This is a genomic window from Burkholderia sp. Ac-20345, from assembly GCF_017104825.1.
In the GTDB taxonomy this organism is placed as follows: Bacteria; Pseudomonadota; Gammaproteobacteria; order Burkholderiales; family Burkholderiaceae; genus Burkholderia; species Burkholderia lata_B.
The window spans coordinates 1-14,889 of sequence record NZ_JAAGPO010000096.1; the positions used below are offsets into that span (position 1 = coordinate 1).

14 protein-coding genes and 2 pseudogenes are annotated in these 14,889 nt (G+C 62.9%); 8 read left to right on the plus strand and 8 right to left on the minus strand.

Going from position 1 to position 14,889, the window contains the following annotated elements; genetic code table 11:
• Positions 1-108: pseudogene (locus tag G3O06_RS49250) on the minus strand (aldehyde dehydrogenase family protein); the annotation flags it as partial.
• A 9-nt stretch (positions 109-117) separates the two neighbouring features.
• Here G3O06_RS49250 and G3O06_RS49255 point away from each other — a divergent pair.
• The 3 genes and pseudogenes from G3O06_RS49255 to G3O06_RS28470 form a co-directional block, all read left to right on the plus strand.
• Positions 118-618 (plus strand): annotated as a pseudogene (locus G3O06_RS49255) (TolC family protein); the annotation flags it as partial.
• 189 nt (positions 619-807) lie between these two features.
• Entirely contained in the window at positions 808-1,233 is a 426-nt protein-coding gene (locus G3O06_RS28465) for a TOBE domain-containing protein (RefSeq protein WP_174982120.1), read from the plus strand.
• 84 nt (positions 1,234-1,317) lie between these two features.
• Positions 1,318-1,908: a nitrogen fixation protein NifQ gene (locus G3O06_RS28470; protein ID WP_205818236.1), complete on the plus strand. Its 591-nt coding sequence runs from the start codon at positions 1,318-1,320 to the stop codon at positions 1,906-1,908.
• Here G3O06_RS28470 and G3O06_RS50050 read toward each other — a convergent pair.
• The 3 genes from G3O06_RS50050 to G3O06_RS28485 all read right to left on the minus strand — a co-directional run bounded on the left by G3O06_RS50050 (position 1,896) and on the right by G3O06_RS28485 (position 4,686).
• On the minus strand, positions 1,896-2,498 hold the full coding sequence (locus G3O06_RS50050) for a hypothetical protein (protein WP_205818237.1): 603 nt from the start codon (positions 2,496-2,498) through the stop codon (positions 1,896-1,898). The genes G3O06_RS28470 and G3O06_RS50050 overlap by 13 nt on opposite strands.
• Positions 2,458-3,519 (minus strand): DMT family transporter, encoded by a 1,062-nt coding sequence (locus G3O06_RS28480; RefSeq protein ID WP_205818238.1) that lies wholly within the window; start codon positions 3,517-3,519, stop codon positions 2,458-2,460. Before G3O06_RS28480 ends, G3O06_RS50050 begins: the two co-directional genes overlap by 41 nt.
• 501 nt (positions 3,520-4,020) lie before the next feature.
• Positions 4,021-4,686 carry a ProQ/FinO family protein gene (locus G3O06_RS28485; RefSeq protein ID WP_174973854.1) on the minus strand — a complete coding sequence of 222 codons (666 nt, stop codon included), beginning with the start codon at positions 4,684-4,686 and terminating at the stop codon, positions 4,021-4,023.
• A 757-nt stretch (positions 4,687-5,443) separates the two neighbouring features.
• Here G3O06_RS28485 and G3O06_RS28490 point away from each other — a divergent pair.
• A complete protein-coding gene (locus G3O06_RS28490; protein WP_205818239.1) occupies positions 5,444-6,028 on the plus strand; it encodes a DUF2889 domain-containing protein in 585 nt (194 codons plus the stop codon).
• A 100-nt stretch (positions 6,029-6,128) separates the two neighbouring features.
• Here the strand turns inward: G3O06_RS28490 and G3O06_RS28495 are convergent, their stop codons facing one another.
• Positions 6,129-6,620, minus strand: coding sequence for an NAD(P)H-dependent oxidoreductase (locus G3O06_RS28495; RefSeq protein ID WP_175000853.1), 492 nt, complete (start codon positions 6,618-6,620; stop codon positions 6,129-6,131).
• A gap of 194 nt (positions 6,621-6,814) precedes the next feature.
• Positions 6,815-7,468: a TetR/AcrR family transcriptional regulator gene (locus G3O06_RS28500; RefSeq protein ID WP_174973848.1), complete on the minus strand. Its 654-nt coding sequence runs from the start codon at positions 7,466-7,468 to the stop codon at positions 6,815-6,817.
• 83 nt (positions 7,469-7,551) lie between these two features.
• On the opposite strand from G3O06_RS28500, the gene G3O06_RS28505 reads away from it, so the two are divergent.
• A complete protein-coding gene (locus G3O06_RS28505; RefSeq protein WP_205818240.1) occupies positions 7,552-8,676 on the plus strand; it encodes an MBL fold metallo-hydrolase in 1,125 nt (374 codons plus the stop codon).
• Positions 8,677-8,800: 124 nt separating this feature from the next.
• Positions 8,801-9,817 carry an AraC family transcriptional regulator gene (locus G3O06_RS28510; RefSeq protein WP_205818241.1) on the plus strand — a complete coding sequence of 339 codons (1,017 nt, stop codon included), beginning with the start codon at positions 8,801-8,803 and terminating at the stop codon, positions 9,815-9,817.
• 1,417 nt (positions 9,818-11,234) lie between these two features.
• On the opposite strand, the gene G3O06_RS28515 is transcribed toward G3O06_RS28510, so the two are convergent.
• Entirely contained in the window at positions 11,235-11,522 is a 288-nt protein-coding gene (locus tag G3O06_RS28515) for a hypothetical protein (protein WP_205818242.1), read from the minus strand.
• 119 nt (positions 11,523-11,641) lie between these two features.
• Here G3O06_RS28515 and G3O06_RS28520 point away from each other — a divergent pair, with 119 nt between their 5' ends.
• Both G3O06_RS28520 and G3O06_RS28525 read left to right on the plus strand, forming a co-directional pair.
• Positions 11,642-12,337 (plus strand): ParA family protein, encoded by a 696-nt coding sequence (locus tag G3O06_RS28520; protein WP_098553043.1) that lies wholly within the window; start codon positions 11,642-11,644, stop codon positions 12,335-12,337.
• A complete protein-coding gene (locus G3O06_RS28525; protein ID WP_205818243.1) occupies positions 12,330-13,361 on the plus strand; it encodes a ParB/RepB/Spo0J family partition protein in 1,032 nt (343 codons plus the stop codon). Before G3O06_RS28520 ends, G3O06_RS28525 begins: the two co-directional genes overlap by 8 nt.
• Positions 13,362-13,455: 94 nt before the next feature.
• On the opposite strand, the gene G3O06_RS28530 is transcribed toward G3O06_RS28525, so the two are convergent.
• Complete coding sequence (locus G3O06_RS28530; RefSeq protein ID WP_069750803.1) at positions 13,456-14,772, minus strand: replication initiation protein; 1,317 nt, start codon at positions 14,770-14,772, stop codon at positions 13,456-13,458.
• Between the last annotated feature and the right edge of the window lie 117 nt (positions 14,773-14,889).

Here is a 14,889-nt window from a genome sequence, read left to right on the forward strand (position 1 = left end):
CACGCTCGCGGCCAAGCCATTCTTTGAAGCGTTCGCTAGGATCACCGCCTCGTCCCGCGTGTCGATCGGCGTGACGCTGACCACTGGTCCGAAGATCTCGTCGCGCACGGCGGGGTTGTCGGCGTCGCCGCCGACCTGTTCTCGTCCACGACGAATCGCTGGTCGTTCGGCCCGCTGATCAGCTGGTCGTTCCCCGTCAACGGCCAGCGGGCGCGTGTGCGCGAAGCCGAGGCCGCAACGGGCGGCGCGCTCGCGCACTTCGACGGCGTCGTGCTGAACGCGCTGCGCGAAACGCAGTCGAGCCTCGCGACCTATGCGGCCGACGTGCAGCGCACCGAAGCGCTGCGCACGGCCTACGAATCGGCGCGCAATTCCGCCGACGAAACGCATCGTCTCTACCTGGCCGGCCGCGAGTCGTTCATCTCGGATCTCGACGCGACGCGCACGCTGACGAGCGTGCAGGGGCAGGTCGCGGCGGCCGAAGGCCAGGTCGCGGCCGACCAGGTGCGGCTCTTCCTCGCGCTCGGCGGCGGGTGGGAATCCGAGAGTGCGGCGGCCGCAATGGATGCCCGTCCCGACGCCACACGGGCCGCCGCGACACCCGCGACCAGCAAGTAATCACGGTAGCGTTATCACCTTCAGCACATAATGCTTGTCTGGCGAAACGCCCGGTGGTGGCGGGTTTTCCTGATTCGCGCCATAGCATCGGAAGGACGACGGACACCCACGTTGACGGTAAACTGGCTGATGCATTTCCATTCATCTTTCGCCGCTGAACCTGTAGCGGCATCCATTCGGAGATCCATCATGCGAACCAGCGCCCGCAACCACTTCGCCGGCCAGGTCAGCGCCGTCAAGACCGGTGCCGTCAACGACGAAATCACGCTCCGCACGCAGGACGGCCTCGACATCGTCGCCGTGATCACCCACGGCAGCGCGGCTTCGCTGGGCCTCGCGGCTGGCTCGAAGGCGTTCGCTCTCGTGAAGGCGTCGTCGGTCATCGTGATGGTCGACGTCGACAGCAGCAAGGTGTCGGCCCGCAACTGCGTCGCGGGCACCGTATCGTCGGTCGTGAAAGGCGCGGTCAATTCGGAAGTCGTGATCAAGGCCGCAGGCGGCGCCGAGATCGTCGCGATCGTCACCAACGACAGCGTCGATCGCCTCGGCCTCGCGAGCGGCGCGGCTGCGTCCGCGATCTTCAAAGCGTCGAGCGTGATCGTCGGCATCGAGTAAACGCGTGACGATCGCGATGACGATCCGTTTGGCACGGCGCATTCACGCGAATCGCGCCGCGCAGTTGCCGGCCGGATGCACGCGATGACAGCCGGGTTCGATCACGCTCAGCAACGGACGCTACAGTCGCTGCTGTCCGCGGCGGCCAACGCCGACACGCCCGATGCGAGCCTGTTCGGTGCGCTCATTGCGGCACGCGCGCACCGCAACGAACTCGGGCTGCTCGGCCTGTCTCATTCGCAGTTGGCGGACCTGCTGGCGCAGCAGTTTCCGCGCCTGCCCGCGGCCGATGTCGCGGCACTCATGCCGACGGCCGCGATGGCACTGCTGCCATCCACCCACGCGACGTTCGTCGGGACGCTGCACGCGCGGCTGATGGACGACGCGAATCCCGCCGCCGACCGCGACGACGCCGGCTGTCTCGCGTCGATCATCGCGCACGCCTGCCTGCGCCCCGATCATCTGTGGCGCGATCTCGGGCTCGACGGGCGTGACGCGGTATCCGCGATGCTCGATCGCTATTTCCCTGCGCTCGCCGCGCGCAACGTCGCTCACCTGCGCTGGAAGAAATTCCTCGCACAGGAAGTGGCCGCCTCGCTCGATGTGCCGCCGGGCCCCGCCCCCGGGTGCCCGGGCTGCGAGGATTTCGGCGTCTGCTTTCCTCACGCGCGATAGTCACTACGGCCGCACGAGCTGCCGATTCGACGATTCGATTCGCGGCATCGCCATCCGGAGACGCCGTCTCGAGCGACATGGCGCGCCCCGACCTGCCGTCGCGCGAATTCGAAGTCACGTGCCGCTATTTGCAAAAGACGGGGTTCGCTGAACCCTGGTGCGACGACGGCTGGATGATCCTCAAGCGCGGCGACCTGTTGCTGGATGGCTTTCCGCAACCCGAACTCGATCCGGCGGCGAACTGGTTCAGTTGATGCTTCCGGCTCGCGGGCGTCGGCACGTTCTTCGACGACGTCCTGGCAGCCGGCATTCAGGGGCAAGCGACTGGCTGGCCGCACGCACTGGCCGGTGCGAGAAGAAGCCTGGGGCTGCACGGTCGGCGCATTGACCGATCCTGACGATTCGCCGAACAGGTTGATCCAGACCGAAGACCAGGCTCGCTGTTGCTGCCACGATCGGGCGGCGCTGCAAACAGGTGCGCGCGCGATGCGGCGCACACCCCATAAACGGTCACCTTGCGATCCGTTTCGTCCGCCGTTCATGACGCGGTCAATGCCGGTGCCGGTGATGGATGTCCGGAAAATGCGCATGGCTGTGCGTGATCGGCAGATGCACGTGCGGATGCGTGTGCGGTTCATTGCCGTCGTATGCAAAATCGTGCGCATGCTGGTGATGTTCGTCGTGCCGATGCCGGTGCGTGTGCTCGAGCCGCTCGTGTGTGTGCGTGTGTTCATGCCGTTCGCGAACGTGCAGCCAGATGCCGAGCGCCATCAGTGCGGCAGCGATCCAGAACGTCGCGGGCGGCAGCGCGGGCCAGATCAGCAACGACAGCACGACGCCGAACAGCGGCGCGATCGAAAAATACGCGCCCGTGCGCGCGCTGCCGAGATGACGCAGCGCGACGACGAACAGCACGAGGCTGATCCCGTAGCCGCCGAGCCCCGTCAGCATCGCGGCAGCCGTGACCGGGACAGCCGGCAGCGTCGCGCCGGTCGCCAGCGCGATGCCGATGTTCACGGGTCCGGCAATCAGCCCCTTCATGCACGCGATGACCATCGCGTCGTTCGCCGCGACCTTGCGGGTCAGATTGTTGTCGATCGCCCAGCACAGGCATGCGCCGACGATCAGCGTCGCGCCGACCGGCACGCCGGCCCGGCCTGGCGTCCACGACAGCAGCGTGCCGCCGGCGACGATTGCGACCATCCCGAGGAACACCTGCGAATCCACGTTCTCGCGAAACACGACCCACGCAATGACGGCCGTCAGCACGCCTTCGAGATTGAGCAGCAACGCGCTCGTCGCCGCGGGCGTGCTCGACAGCCCGAGCATCAGCAAAGCCGGGCCGGCTACCCCGCCCGCCGCGATCGCGCCGGCCAGCCACGGCAGGTCGGCGCGCTGCAGCGGCGCGGCGTCTGCGGCCGGCGCATGTCGATCGTGCAGACGGCGAAGCAGGATCCCGATACCGAGCCCGACACCGCTGCCGAGATAGAACAGGCCCGCGACCATGAACGGCGACATCGCGCCGATCAGCGCCTTGGCAAGCGGGGTCGCGGCGCCGAACAGCGCGGCAGCGATGAGCGCGACGAGAATCGCGGAATGTCTCGAGTTCATGATCCGGTTTGAATTGACGTTGAAAGGCGTCGGCCGTGGCTTCCGATCGTGTCGCAGTTGGCTTTCAGTGTCTTTCGAAATGCAAGCCGCATCGCATCGGCCAACTTGTGCACGCGAACCGGCGGCCCTACCGCGATTATCGCGCGTCATCATGTCACGATGACAGGGCGCGAAAGCTCGCACGCCAGCCGATAGTCCCGTCCTCGTTCTATCTTAGGAAACCGAAATAATTGAATGACGCGTTGCCGCACGCAGGAAATGCGTACCGCCCATGTGCCAACGACACAGTCGAAACATCGCGCATGCTGCGCCGATCGACGAACGTTCTTCGTCCGGTCGCGTGGTCTGTTCGAGGCGGGATAGGTAAGCGCCCGGCATGTCGAGCGCCGGTGGGAGCAGTCCTGACCTGCCTCTGTCGAGGCAGGTCAGTCTGTCATGCATTCGCCGCAGGCGATGTGCATGCGGGTCAGCGCCGTGCGCGATGCAGCGGCGCGGTGCGGATTACTCGTTTCCGGCCGTCTGCTGCTCGACCTGCGGCGCCGCGTCGGCTTGCGCTTCCACGTTTGCCGGTTGCGGCTCGGCGGCGGCCTCGGCTTGCTGCTCGGCCTTCGGCTGCTGCTGCGCACCCTTGGCCGATTGCGCCGCGCCCTTGCCGCCGGGGCGGCGAGCCTTCAGCCGGCGCGCGCGTGCTGCGTCGTCATGCGTGACGCGCCCCGCTTCGTTACCCTGCAGATCGACTCGCACCGCGTCTTCGACGAGGCACGACCAGTAGCGGTTGCCGCGGCACCACGTCGACATCGCTTCGCGCAGTTCGGCTTCGGTGAGCCCGACGGCCTGTGCTTCGCGCGCGAGGTCGTCCCAGATGCCGACCTTGAGCGGCACTTTGGGGGCCGGATTCTTCGGGAACGCGCGCGGAAACTTACGCTGCAGTTTGCCGATCGCAACGATGACCGGATCGACCGGCGCCGCCGGCTTCGCCGAAGCAGGCTTCGCGCGATGCGGTGCTTTGCCGCCGGCCGCAGCCGGCTTGGCGCCACGCTGCGGCTGGTCGCCGGACTTCGGCTTCGCGCCGGTGTCCGCCGGCGCCGCCGGCCGCTTCGCGTTACGCTCCTGCTTGGCCTTCGCTGCGAGCTGCGCCCGCAATTCGGCAAGTTGTTCAAAACCCATAAATTCAATCCACCAGGAATATAAGGTGTGGTTCGTGCGGCCATGCCGCGCGGCGTAAAAGCTTCACCGCCATGCGCGGCGCCCCGTCTGCCGCCGATGCGGAACACTACGGGGCCGCATCGCGCACGCCACTCTGTTTTCAGGCACCCGGCCTCGATGCCGGACAAGGCAGGAGTGGAAGTATACCGGTACGCGCGACGGCCGGTTGACTCACTGGTCTGCATTTGCCCGATTCGGGGTACCGGAAATGCGTCCGTGCGGTCGTGTTGCGCATTATATGGATACGTTTCAGGAAGTCACGCCGTTCACTCTCGTTGTCGGAAATCGGGGCCATCTTGCGCGCGGCAATCGCCCCGGCGGCGGCACTGGTCGACGCTCCACGCGTGGTGTTCCGCCCGGGTGCGTCGAACACGATCGTGCCGCATCGATACGCGCGGGCCTCGGCTGCGATTTGGCATCCGGAGCGACGCCGTCGGCTACGTCCGAATCTGCGATCACGCCAATATGAAGCATCCGGCGATGGATCGGCGCAAGTGCCGCGGCATGCGGCTAACTCCTCCGATTGCATCATTACACCTATACGGACTCGTTGCGCCCGCATCGATCCCGTAGCGTACGAAGATGCCGAAAAGTGCGTAGTATGGCCGAATCGATGTCGCCGGCAGCATCCCTCGGCCCGTTTCGCTGCTCGTGCGATCAGCCGCCGACATCCCGCTTGCCTGCCAAAAGAACCGGTTGCACGAAACGGAGCAGATACATGGTTCCCCCACACGACATCCCGAACGACGGCATCACGCGCGAGGAGCTTCACCATCGGCAGATCGACATGCGCGGCTATCGGCGCAGCGACGGCAAATTCGAAGTGACCGCCTGCCTCGCGGATCGCAAGACCTTCGATTTCACGCCACCGGGCGGCACGCGGACGGTCGCCGCGCTGTCGTCGATCCACGACCTCGGCGTGACGCTGGTCTTCGACGCCGACATGGTCGTCCGCGCCGTATCCACGTTCCTCCGGTCGCATCCGTATGCGCAGTGTCCGGGCGGCGGCGACTCGCTGCAGGCGCTCGTCGGACTGAGCATCGGCGCAGGCTGGAACAGCGAGGTTCGCAAGCGCCTGCCGTCCTGCGATACATGCACGCACCTGAAGGAATTGCTCGGCCCGATCGCCACCACGGCCTATCAGACGATGGTCGGCATGCGGGAGTCATCGCTAGACGCGCGCGACAGCGACGGAAAGCCGCTTAAGATCGACAGTTGCCATGCGTATGGCGCATCACGCGATCTCGTGAAGCGCCTTTGGCCCGAATATCACCGGCCTTCGGCGACGGCAAAAGGCAGCTAAGCTGCCAGGTCTTCGGCCAATCGTGTGCCCGCAGGATGCATGCGTACCGTACATCGACGTACGTCGCCCCAGCCGGTCGTCGCTGCCGCCGCACCGGCGATCAGAAAACACCCAGCGCAAGCCCCGCTGCAAGACCGGCGCCGAGCTCGGCGCAGCGCGCGAGATCGTCGCCGTCGATCGTCTTCGCCGCGAGAATGCGTTCCGGTGTCTGCGCGTGCGTACAGACGATCAACCCCGGCGCCACGTTCTTCAACCGCCATCCGGTCGCGATCCGGTCGATCTGGCGCAACGCGTTCTGCCCGTCGCTGCCCGCGCAGATCATCACCGCATATGGGCGACCGTTCACGCGATCGAGCGCCGCGTAGTAGCAGCGGTCGAAGAAATCCTTCATCAGCCCGGACATTGCCGCGAGATTCTCCGGCGTTGCAAACAGGTAGGCATCGGCGGCCAGCACATCGTCTGCGCTCGTCGCGTCCGCGCGCTGCAGCCTGACGTCGACGCCGGATTGCTCGCGCGCCGCGCCGGCAGCCGCTTCGGCCATCTGCTGCGTGCCTCCGGTCATCGTGTGATAGACGATCAACAGCGTCTTCATTCGTCGTTACTCACGTTCGGTTTCAGGTGCGCCGGCGGCATCGCCGGTTTCCGCTCGGTGGCCAGCCTTCATGTGCGGCTGTTGCGCGTTCGCTTCCGCGGATCTGCCGGTTTGCCGGCTCGTCGGCACCTGGCGCGCATCGAACATGCGCATCGCGCCGGCTTCGATTCGCGCACGTTCGACCGGATGCGCGATCAGTCCGTTGCGGCGCGCGATGCGTCGGTGTCTTCCGGCCGCGCGTAGTACGCGAGAAACATGTCGGCAGCGGATTGCGCGACTTTTTGTTGCTCCGGCTCCGCGAGCGGCGGCTGACCCATCGTGATCTGCGGCCAGAACGCGAATGCCTTCACGACACCGTGCAGTTGATGCGCGGCAAACACCGGATCGGTGACGGACAGGCGGCCGGCCGCTGCGGCTGTCCGCACCCAGACCGTCATGTCTTCCTCGCGCTCGCCGAGACGCTCGACCATGTCGCGCGCACGTTCCGGCGAATGGATGGCCGCGCCGATTGCGACACGTGCGAGCGAGAGAAAGGCCTCGTCACTGAGCAGGCGCATTTTGCGATCCAGCAGCGCGAGCAATTGTTCGCGCAGCGGCACGTCGGCACGATAGGTTGGCGAGCTGCCGGTTCGGGTCGCATCCCACAATTTTTGCAGGATCGCGGCGAACAACGTTTCCTTGCCCGGGAAGTGGTTGTAGACCGTGCGCTTCGACACGTCCGCACGCGCGGCGATGCGGTCCATGCTGGTCGCGTCGTAACCCGACGCGAGAAATTCCTCGATGGCCGCGTCGACGATGGCCGCGCGCTTTCGATCGGTCAGGCGCTGAGGGGGAGTGCTGGTATCCATTCAGAAATTTTACACCGGGTAGTTTACTTATCCCAGAAATAAACTACACTGTTTAGTGTACTTTATCCACCGGACGAACCGACATGGCATCGCCTCTCGTTTTGATTCATCGCATTCTGGGTTTTGCGGCCGCCCGACGCGGCCGCACGCTGTCTGGCGGCTCGCCGCAGCACAATGGCGAGCGCTTCAGCAATGTCGCGCCGCGTCCGGTCGAGGGCTTGGGCAAAACGCTCGGGATCGCCTGGAACATCCTGTTCAACAAGCCGCGCCATACCGTGCCTGGGGGCGTGCTGCCCGTCGATTCGCTGACCCGCGCGGAACTCGACGCGGCCCCCGATCGCAGCCTGTACCGGCTTGGCCATTCGACGCTGCTGCTCAAGCTGCGCGGCGAATTCTGGCTGACCGATCCTGTCTTCGCCGAACGCGCGTCGCCGTTTCGGCGCGTCGGCCCGAAGCGTTTCCATGCGCCGCCGATCGCGCTGGAAGATCTGCCGCCGCTGCGCGGCGTGATCCTGTCGCACGATCACTACGATCACCTCGACCGCGAAACGGTGCTCGCGCTTGCGGCAACCACCGATGTGTTCGTAACCACGCTGGGTGTCGGCGATCGCCTGATCGAATGGGGCATCGACGCGAAGAAAGTCCGTCAGCTCGACTGGTGGCAGAGCGCCGCCGTGGCCGGCCTGACGTTGACCGCGACACCTGCCCAGCACTTTTCCGGGCGCAGCCTGTTCGACGGCAACAGCACGCTGTGGGCATCCTGGGTCATCGTCGACGACGACTTGCGCATATTCTTCAGCGGCGACACGGGCTACTTCGACGGTTTCCGGACGATCGGCGAGCGCCTCGGGCCGTTCGACGTCACGCTGATCGAAACAGGCGCATACGACCCGCAATGGCCGTACGTGCACATGCAGCCGGAAGAGACCGTGCAGGCGCACATCGATTTGCGCGGACGCTGGCTGGTCCCGATCCACAACGGCACGTTCGATCTCGCGATGCATCGCTGGCAGGAGCCGTTCGAGCGCGTCACGGCGCTGGCGATCGTGCGAGGCGTCGAACTGTCGACGCCCAGGATGGGCGAACGCCTCGCTCTCGATGAGCCGCATCGCGGCGAGCGGTGGTGGCGCACGGTGGACGAACGCGCGACGTCCGTTGCCGCGAAATCGCGCCGCTGGGCACTTTGCGCGTCGCAGGCGACGAAGTAAGTCCACCGGTCGTTACGCATTTTCTCCCGGAGCGCGGCAAGGCCGCGACTCCGGGAGACGCATTTCAGGCGTACCAGTACGTCACGTGCCCGCCTGTAGACCCGATTACCTGAGTAGAGAAGCCATGCCTCCGGCACCCGCCCGATACGCCCCCGGCCAACCAGTCGACGACGCAGCCATCGCTGCGTTCAACCCCGCAGCCCCCCGATCAACCGGCCAAAGCCGGGAGAACGACCTGCAGCAGACGCTCGCCGAGCGTGTCGCGAGATGGACGGAAGGCGTCGACCACCTCACCACGGCCATTCCGAACCTGAGCCTCCATCGACGGGAAGCGACAACCCAACCGATGGACTGCATGGTCGAGCCGAGCTTCGGTCTCGTCGTTCAAGGTACGAAGCGGCTCATTCAGAGCGGCGATGTCTATCTCTGCGACGCCAACCGCTTTCTGATCACGTCGCTCGACTTGCCCGGTTCTACCCAGGTCATCGAGGCCAGCCGCGAAAGGCCGTTTCTCGGGATCGGGCTCAAGCTCGATTTCCGCGTCATGGCCGAACTGATGGTACAGGTCGCACCGGATCACGAGGAAGCGCCCGCAGGCCGCGGCCTCGTCGTCGGTGATATGACCGAACCGCTCTACGATGCAGTGAACCGGTTGCTGGCGTTGCTGGATGACCCGAACGCCATTGCCGTTCTTGCTCCGTATGTCGAGCGGGAAATCTACTACCGGCTGCTGACGAGCGGCCAGGGTGCCCGTCTGCGTCAGATCGCGTCCGCCGGCAGCCAGGGCAATCGCGTGTCGCGAGCGATCCAGTGGTTGCGGACCCATTACGACGAGTCGCTGCGAGTCGACGATCTGGCGGCGCAGGTTCAGATGAGCAGTTCGACCTTCCACCACCACTTCCGCCAGCTCACCGGCATGAGTCCGCTTCAGTACCAGAAATGGATACGACTCAACGAAGCACGTCGGCTGATGTTGTCCGAGCGGCTCGACGCGGCGTCGGCATCGTTCAGGGTCGGATATGCGAGCCCGACCCAGTTCAACCGCGAATACAGCCGGTTGTTCGGTAATTCGCCACGAAGAGATATTGACGGCCTGCGGAATGGCACGGACGTCGTTCTGTCTGTTGCAGCGACTTATTGATCGCGGAGGCGGTACCGCAGATGCGGGAAGCCGATTTTGACGGTAATCCGCAGAATCGTTGGATCGGCTTTAGGCGTGAGCGGCGTTCTAGGTGAACCAGATGAGCGCAGCGGAATGCGCGCCTTTTGACATCTGGCTAACTCAGGATTGATTGCTCGGCGGTCGTTTGAATGAGTAGCGAGCGATGGGCGTGCGCCTCTCAAAGTCAGACGTACACCCAAACTCGCAAGCATCGAACGGCTACATGCAAGCCGTTCCATACCGACCTCATGAACTGGCGAGGTTTTCGCTCCCTCGTCAACGACTAAATTGCCTTACTGCTTTTCGGGCGCCTGCCCGTAAATTCTCTGGTGCCGGGATTCTCCCGGCACTATGCAATCCAACCAGATGTGCGCCCGGAGTGTGCGTTGTCACGTGACAACTCGCGCTGAATATCGGCGAGGTGCATCCATTCGGAGACACGACAGCGCGTCGTAACGAAGCTGATCCGCAACGATTCAATTAGCCTTTGGCGTCATGCCGAGCACGAAACGTTTCAAATATCACATATTACGTATCAATCACGACAATTTACCGCATCTTCTCGTGAATTTCTGGGCCCGGGCGACGAAATGATCATACGCCCCCATTTACAGGGCTGATCTTGCTGATTTTGCGTGAAACAACATGAAGAATATGGCGCAAGCCATTGCTGGATAAGGATTTCCGGCGACACCTCATTTCTTGAAAATGTTTCACGACCCCACACGTTTGAGTTATCACATGGCCGTCAGCACGGGAGTTTGTCTCAAATCGGAGCCTCGCATGTGCAGTTGTCGCGTTGAAGCGCCTCACTGCGCTGGGCGTAACGCAGAACACGCGCGACAAAGCCGGCCCCTCCCCTGCCGCCAACCTGCACGGCGAAGTCGTTCTGAATAGCCCAATTAAATGGGGCCACACCAAATGAGCCCACTGGACGCTTTCCAGGTACAGACCAGCAATCCGACCGACACCTATCGGCAGGGACATGAATGCGGATAGCCCGCAATGAAGACCCCTGTTCTGCGGGTCATTTGACGACTCAGATTCTTCGACAGAGATGCGTACCTATCGACACACGGTGCAACGTACATTTCGACACTCAAGATCCCCGATGCAACCCTGCAGTTGTCACGTGACAACTCACCAAGTCACTCGCCCGGAAGGTCGAATTTCCAGACGAGCCAACGGTGGCCAACCCCTTCTTTTGCGGCCTGCTTGCTCACGCGTGATGGAGCTCGATCGAAACTGCTCTTAAGAAGCGGATCAGTGCTGACATCGCCTCCCGCTCCGAATCGATTGTCACGTGACAACTCGCCTCACTGGAGGCGGTCGCGCTAAGCCAAGGACCGAATGTCTGGCATTGAAATGCTCTCGCTATAACCGTAACGCGATTGAATCAGCGATTTCCTGGCTTCGGATAGCGCTGAGAAGGATCCGATTCTCGCGACTTGTCACGTGACAACTGAGCATTCCGACGACAGTTGCGAAGCAAACTTACCGGAGTCACGGCGATTTCCATCAGGAACATGGTGAGATCGGGCAACCCGTCTCGCCTCAATTCGCGAAATCCGCCACCGACATTGAAATTCATCGAATTCTCTCCCGATTTTTGTACGTCCTTTGTGACCTTGATCGTCAATTTTATTTTTACTCGACCATCGATCACGGCTGGCTCGCTAGCCATTCGGCCCACTTGTCACGTGACAACCACATCGTTCTACAACACATACATCACGCCAAAGGCTTTTCTGGACTTTTTGATAATAACTGCATATATTACGCAAAACTCCGTGGAGAAATTTAATGGCTTTCAAGATCGCCGTCAGTAATCAAAAAGGTGGGACTGGAAAGACGACCATCTCCGTCAATATCGCGGCAGCGTTCGAAGCTGGCGGCAACAAGGTCGCCCTGATCGATGCCGACCCTCAAGGCACGTCCGTCCGGTGGGTGACGAGCGGCGAGAACACGCTGCCGATGACTGTTCTTTCGCTGGCCCCTGCCGGCCGCGGTATCGGCGGCGAGATCAAGAAACAGGACGCGAACTTCGACGTGATCGTCGTCGACTGTCCCGGCAACCTCGAAGATCCGCGAATTGCATCCGTACTCGAAGTCGCCGATTTTTGCCTGGTGCCGCTGTCGCCATCGCCGGCCGATCTCTACAGCACCGTCGCGATGATCCGCATGATCGAATCGATGCGGTCCGTCCGTAACCCGAATCTTTCTTCCGCATTAATGCTAAATAGCGTTAATGGAAAAACTAAAATGCGTGAAGAAATTTTAAAAATTCTAAGAGCTGAAGAAATAGGGGAGCATCTGCTCGACAGCCAGATCGCGCAACGCGAGGTCTACCGTCAGACGTTTGCGCTCGGCACCACGATCCATCATCACAATCGATACCTGAAGGGCCTGAAAGAAGCCCGTGCGGAAATCGAAAGGCTGGTCACGGAAATGGCCCAATACATCGCGTCGACGCGCGCTACCGGAGCCGCCCATGGCTAAGGACACCTCGAAAGACAAGAAGCCGACCGGCAACCTCAATCTCGCGGCCGGCCTGCTGCGCGGGCTCGCGCAGGAAAATGCGGCCCTCGAAACGCGGCTGCCCGAGCCGGCGGCCGCACCGAACGTCGTCGGCGAATCGGCGCCTGCGAGCACCCCGGCCGCAGCGACACCCGCCGGCACGCCTGATCTTGGCGCGCCGCAGCGGGTGCTGGTCAAGGATTGCATTCCGAACCCGTACAACCCGCGCGTGTTCTACTCGGAGTCGAGCCTGCACGAGCTCGCCCTGACGCTGAAACGGGAAGGGCAGATCGAGCCGATCAAGGTTACGCGGCTCCCGGAGTTTCCCGGCAAGCTCGTGGTGATCGACGGGCAACGCCGGCTCCGCGCGACGAGCATCAACGGCGATGAAACCATCAACGCCACGTTCCGTACGGACCACACGCCCGAGCAGCTCTACACGATCGCGTATCGCGCGAACCACGACCACGAACGCCAGACGATCTTCGACGATGCGGTCGCGTGGAAGCGTCTCCTCGACGAGAAGGTTTTCTCCGACCAGAACACGCTGGCCGAAAAGATCGGCAAGGACAAGGCGTCGATCAGCAAGACGCTGTCGCTCAACGCGCTCCCGAATACGCTCCTGGAACGGATGGCGAGCGCGAACGACGTGGTCGGCCTGCAGGCGGCGTACTTCCTGAAGCTGATCTTCGAACGTCTGGGCGAGCCGACGGCCGACCGGCTGCTGACGGCCGTGATCGACCGGAAAAAATCGGTTCGTGATCTCGAGAATTTCCTGCGTGCACAGAGCGACGGCAGCAAGAAAGCAGGACGCACGCGTTATAGCGTTCGTCATGACTTCGCGCTCGAATCGCGAGCGATCGGCCAGTTGAAGACCTATCCGGACGGACGCCTGGATCTGCAGCTCAAGGGCGTCGACGCATCGCACCAGGAAGCGCTCGCCGACAAGCTCAAGACCGTCATCGACGCATACGTTGCCGAGCTGGCAACGGCCACGCAACAGTAACGCGCGAAAAGCAGAAGGCCTCGCATCCGCGTTGCACCGCGAAACCGGACGACGACGTCCGGCGCGCGACGCGCACCCGGCTGCGAGGCCTTGATCAGTTGCCTGCGAGACTGCTTTTCAGCAGGAATTCCAGCAAGTCGTCCGAAGTCGGTTCGCCCCACGTATCCAGCGCAAGCCATCGGAAGAAGCTGGTCTGCGCGAGCTTGCTTGCCTTCTTCTTCGGCGACAGCGTCAGGTCCTTCGAGCCTGCCACCGTCTCGTTGTAACGCTCGATCAGCTTGGTCTGGTCGTCGATCTCCAGTTCGCGGAAATACGCGCCGGCTTCCTCGACCTTCGCCGCCAGATATTTGTCGCGAATCTGCTCCTGCTTGCTCTGCGCGGATTCCTTCGCCGGGGCCGCCGCCTCCGTTCCCTGCCCGTCGGCCAGCGTGTAGCCGTGCGTCAGCGCCTTGCGGAAATACGCGGCCACGTTGTCGACCGGGGCCGCGTTCTTCTTCGTAGTCCGATTGAGCGTATAGGCAATCGCTGCCTTGATGCGCTGCACGCCGTATTGCGTGATCAGCCGGCGCGCTTCCGAGCGCGGAATGCCGAACTTGGCGACCTCCTCGACGAGCGCCTCGTTCTTGACGTCGCCATCCTCCACCGTATCGGTGCTCTGCTTGCGCGTCACCTTGAACTGGACCGCTTCCACACTCCGGCCGGACTTGTGTTCGATCAACTCGAGCGTGTGATCCGAAACTTCGTTCACCTCCTGAATGCACGGCACCAGGACCTTGCTCTTGAACAGCTTGTATTCCTTGTACGACTGCGACGCCTTGTCCTGGCCGAGAATGAGGTCACGAAATTTCGGCAGCGGGATCTTCGCGGTGATGCCGATCCCTTCGTAGCGCACCGTGTTTTCCCACAACGCGAGCGAGTGCGACCGCCGAAACTCGCGGGCGATCCGCATATCGATCAGTGCGTAGATCTCGGGGTTGAGCAACTCACTGCGGATCTGGTCGGAGAAGCTGTACTTCAGCACCGATTGCTCGAGCTCCGCGCCGGCGAGCAGGCCCGACGCTTTCCAGACTGTCGACCGATCCGCGGCCAGATAGTCCCAGTTGACGACGGTACTGATCAGCGAGTTGACCGTGTCCTTCACGTATTTCGTGTTGTTGCTGTTCAACCCGCTCTCGTGCGAAAGCGACGCGAGCGAGATCGAGAAGCTCGTCCGGCCTGGCTCGAACGCCTCCTGTCGAAGCGCGTTCTTGATCAGCGAGCTGAACATCTTGCGCTGCTGCAGACCGATCTTTCCGGACTTGGGCGCGATATGAATCGCCTGGACCGCCTTGCGCAGCAAGTCGGGAGGCTCGGGTGTCTGAAACAGCGAAACCTGCTTGTCTGAGCCTTTGCTTGCGGGCTTGCGCGGCATCGTGATGTCCGGATAAGGTGACCTTGTTGAGAGCGGACTTTATACCTTTTCGCGTCGAGGGGCAACGCCCTTGTTCCCGCGTTACTTGCACTATCGCGTCTAACCATCAGATACAAA

Bases quoted from the DNA above. Each gene is read 5' to 3' on its own strand.
- G3O06_RS28465 (WP_174982120.1), top strand. From the start codon at position 808: ATGCGAACCAGCGCCCGCAACCACTTCGCCGGCCAGGTCAGCGCCGTC.
- G3O06_RS28470 (WP_205818236.1), top strand. From the start codon at position 1,318: ATGACAGCCGGGTTCGATCACGCTCAGCAACGGACGCTACAGTCGCTG.
- G3O06_RS50050 (WP_205818237.1), bottom strand. From the start codon at position 2,498: ATGCGCATTTTCCGGACATCCATCACCGGCACCGGCATTGACCGCGTC.
- G3O06_RS28480 (WP_205818238.1), bottom strand. From the start codon at position 3,519: ATGAACTCGAGACATTCCGCGATTCTCGTCGCGCTCATCGCTGCCGCG.
- G3O06_RS28485 (WP_174973854.1), bottom strand. From the start codon at position 4,686: ATGGGTTTTGAACAACTTGCCGAATTGCGGGCGCAGCTCGCAGCGAAG.
- G3O06_RS28490 (WP_205818239.1), top strand. From the start codon at position 5,444: ATGGTTCCCCCACACGACATCCCGAACGACGGCATCACGCGCGAGGAG.
- G3O06_RS28495 (WP_175000853.1), bottom strand. From the start codon at position 6,620: ATGAAGACGCTGTTGATCGTCTATCACACGATGACCGGAGGCACGCAG.
- G3O06_RS28500 (WP_174973848.1), bottom strand. From the start codon at position 7,468: ATGGATACCAGCACTCCCCCTCAGCGCCTGACCGATCGAAAGCGCGCG.
- G3O06_RS28505 (WP_205818240.1), top strand. From the start codon at position 7,552: ATGGCATCGCCTCTCGTTTTGATTCATCGCATTCTGGGTTTTGCGGCC.
- G3O06_RS28510 (WP_205818241.1), top strand. From the start codon at position 8,801: ATGCCTCCGGCACCCGCCCGATACGCCCCCGGCCAACCAGTCGACGAC.
- G3O06_RS28515 (WP_205818242.1), bottom strand. From the start codon at position 11,522: ATGGCTAGCGAGCCAGCCGTGATCGATGGTCGAGTAAAAATAAAATTG.
- G3O06_RS28520 (WP_098553043.1), top strand. From the start codon at position 11,642: ATGGCTTTCAAGATCGCCGTCAGTAATCAAAAAGGTGGGACTGGAAAG.
- G3O06_RS28525 (WP_205818243.1), top strand. From the start codon at position 12,330: ATGGCTAAGGACACCTCGAAAGACAAGAAGCCGACCGGCAACCTCAAT.
- G3O06_RS28530 (WP_069750803.1), bottom strand. From the start codon at position 14,772: ATGCCGCGCAAGCCCGCAAGCAAAGGCTCAGACAAGCAGGTTTCGCTG.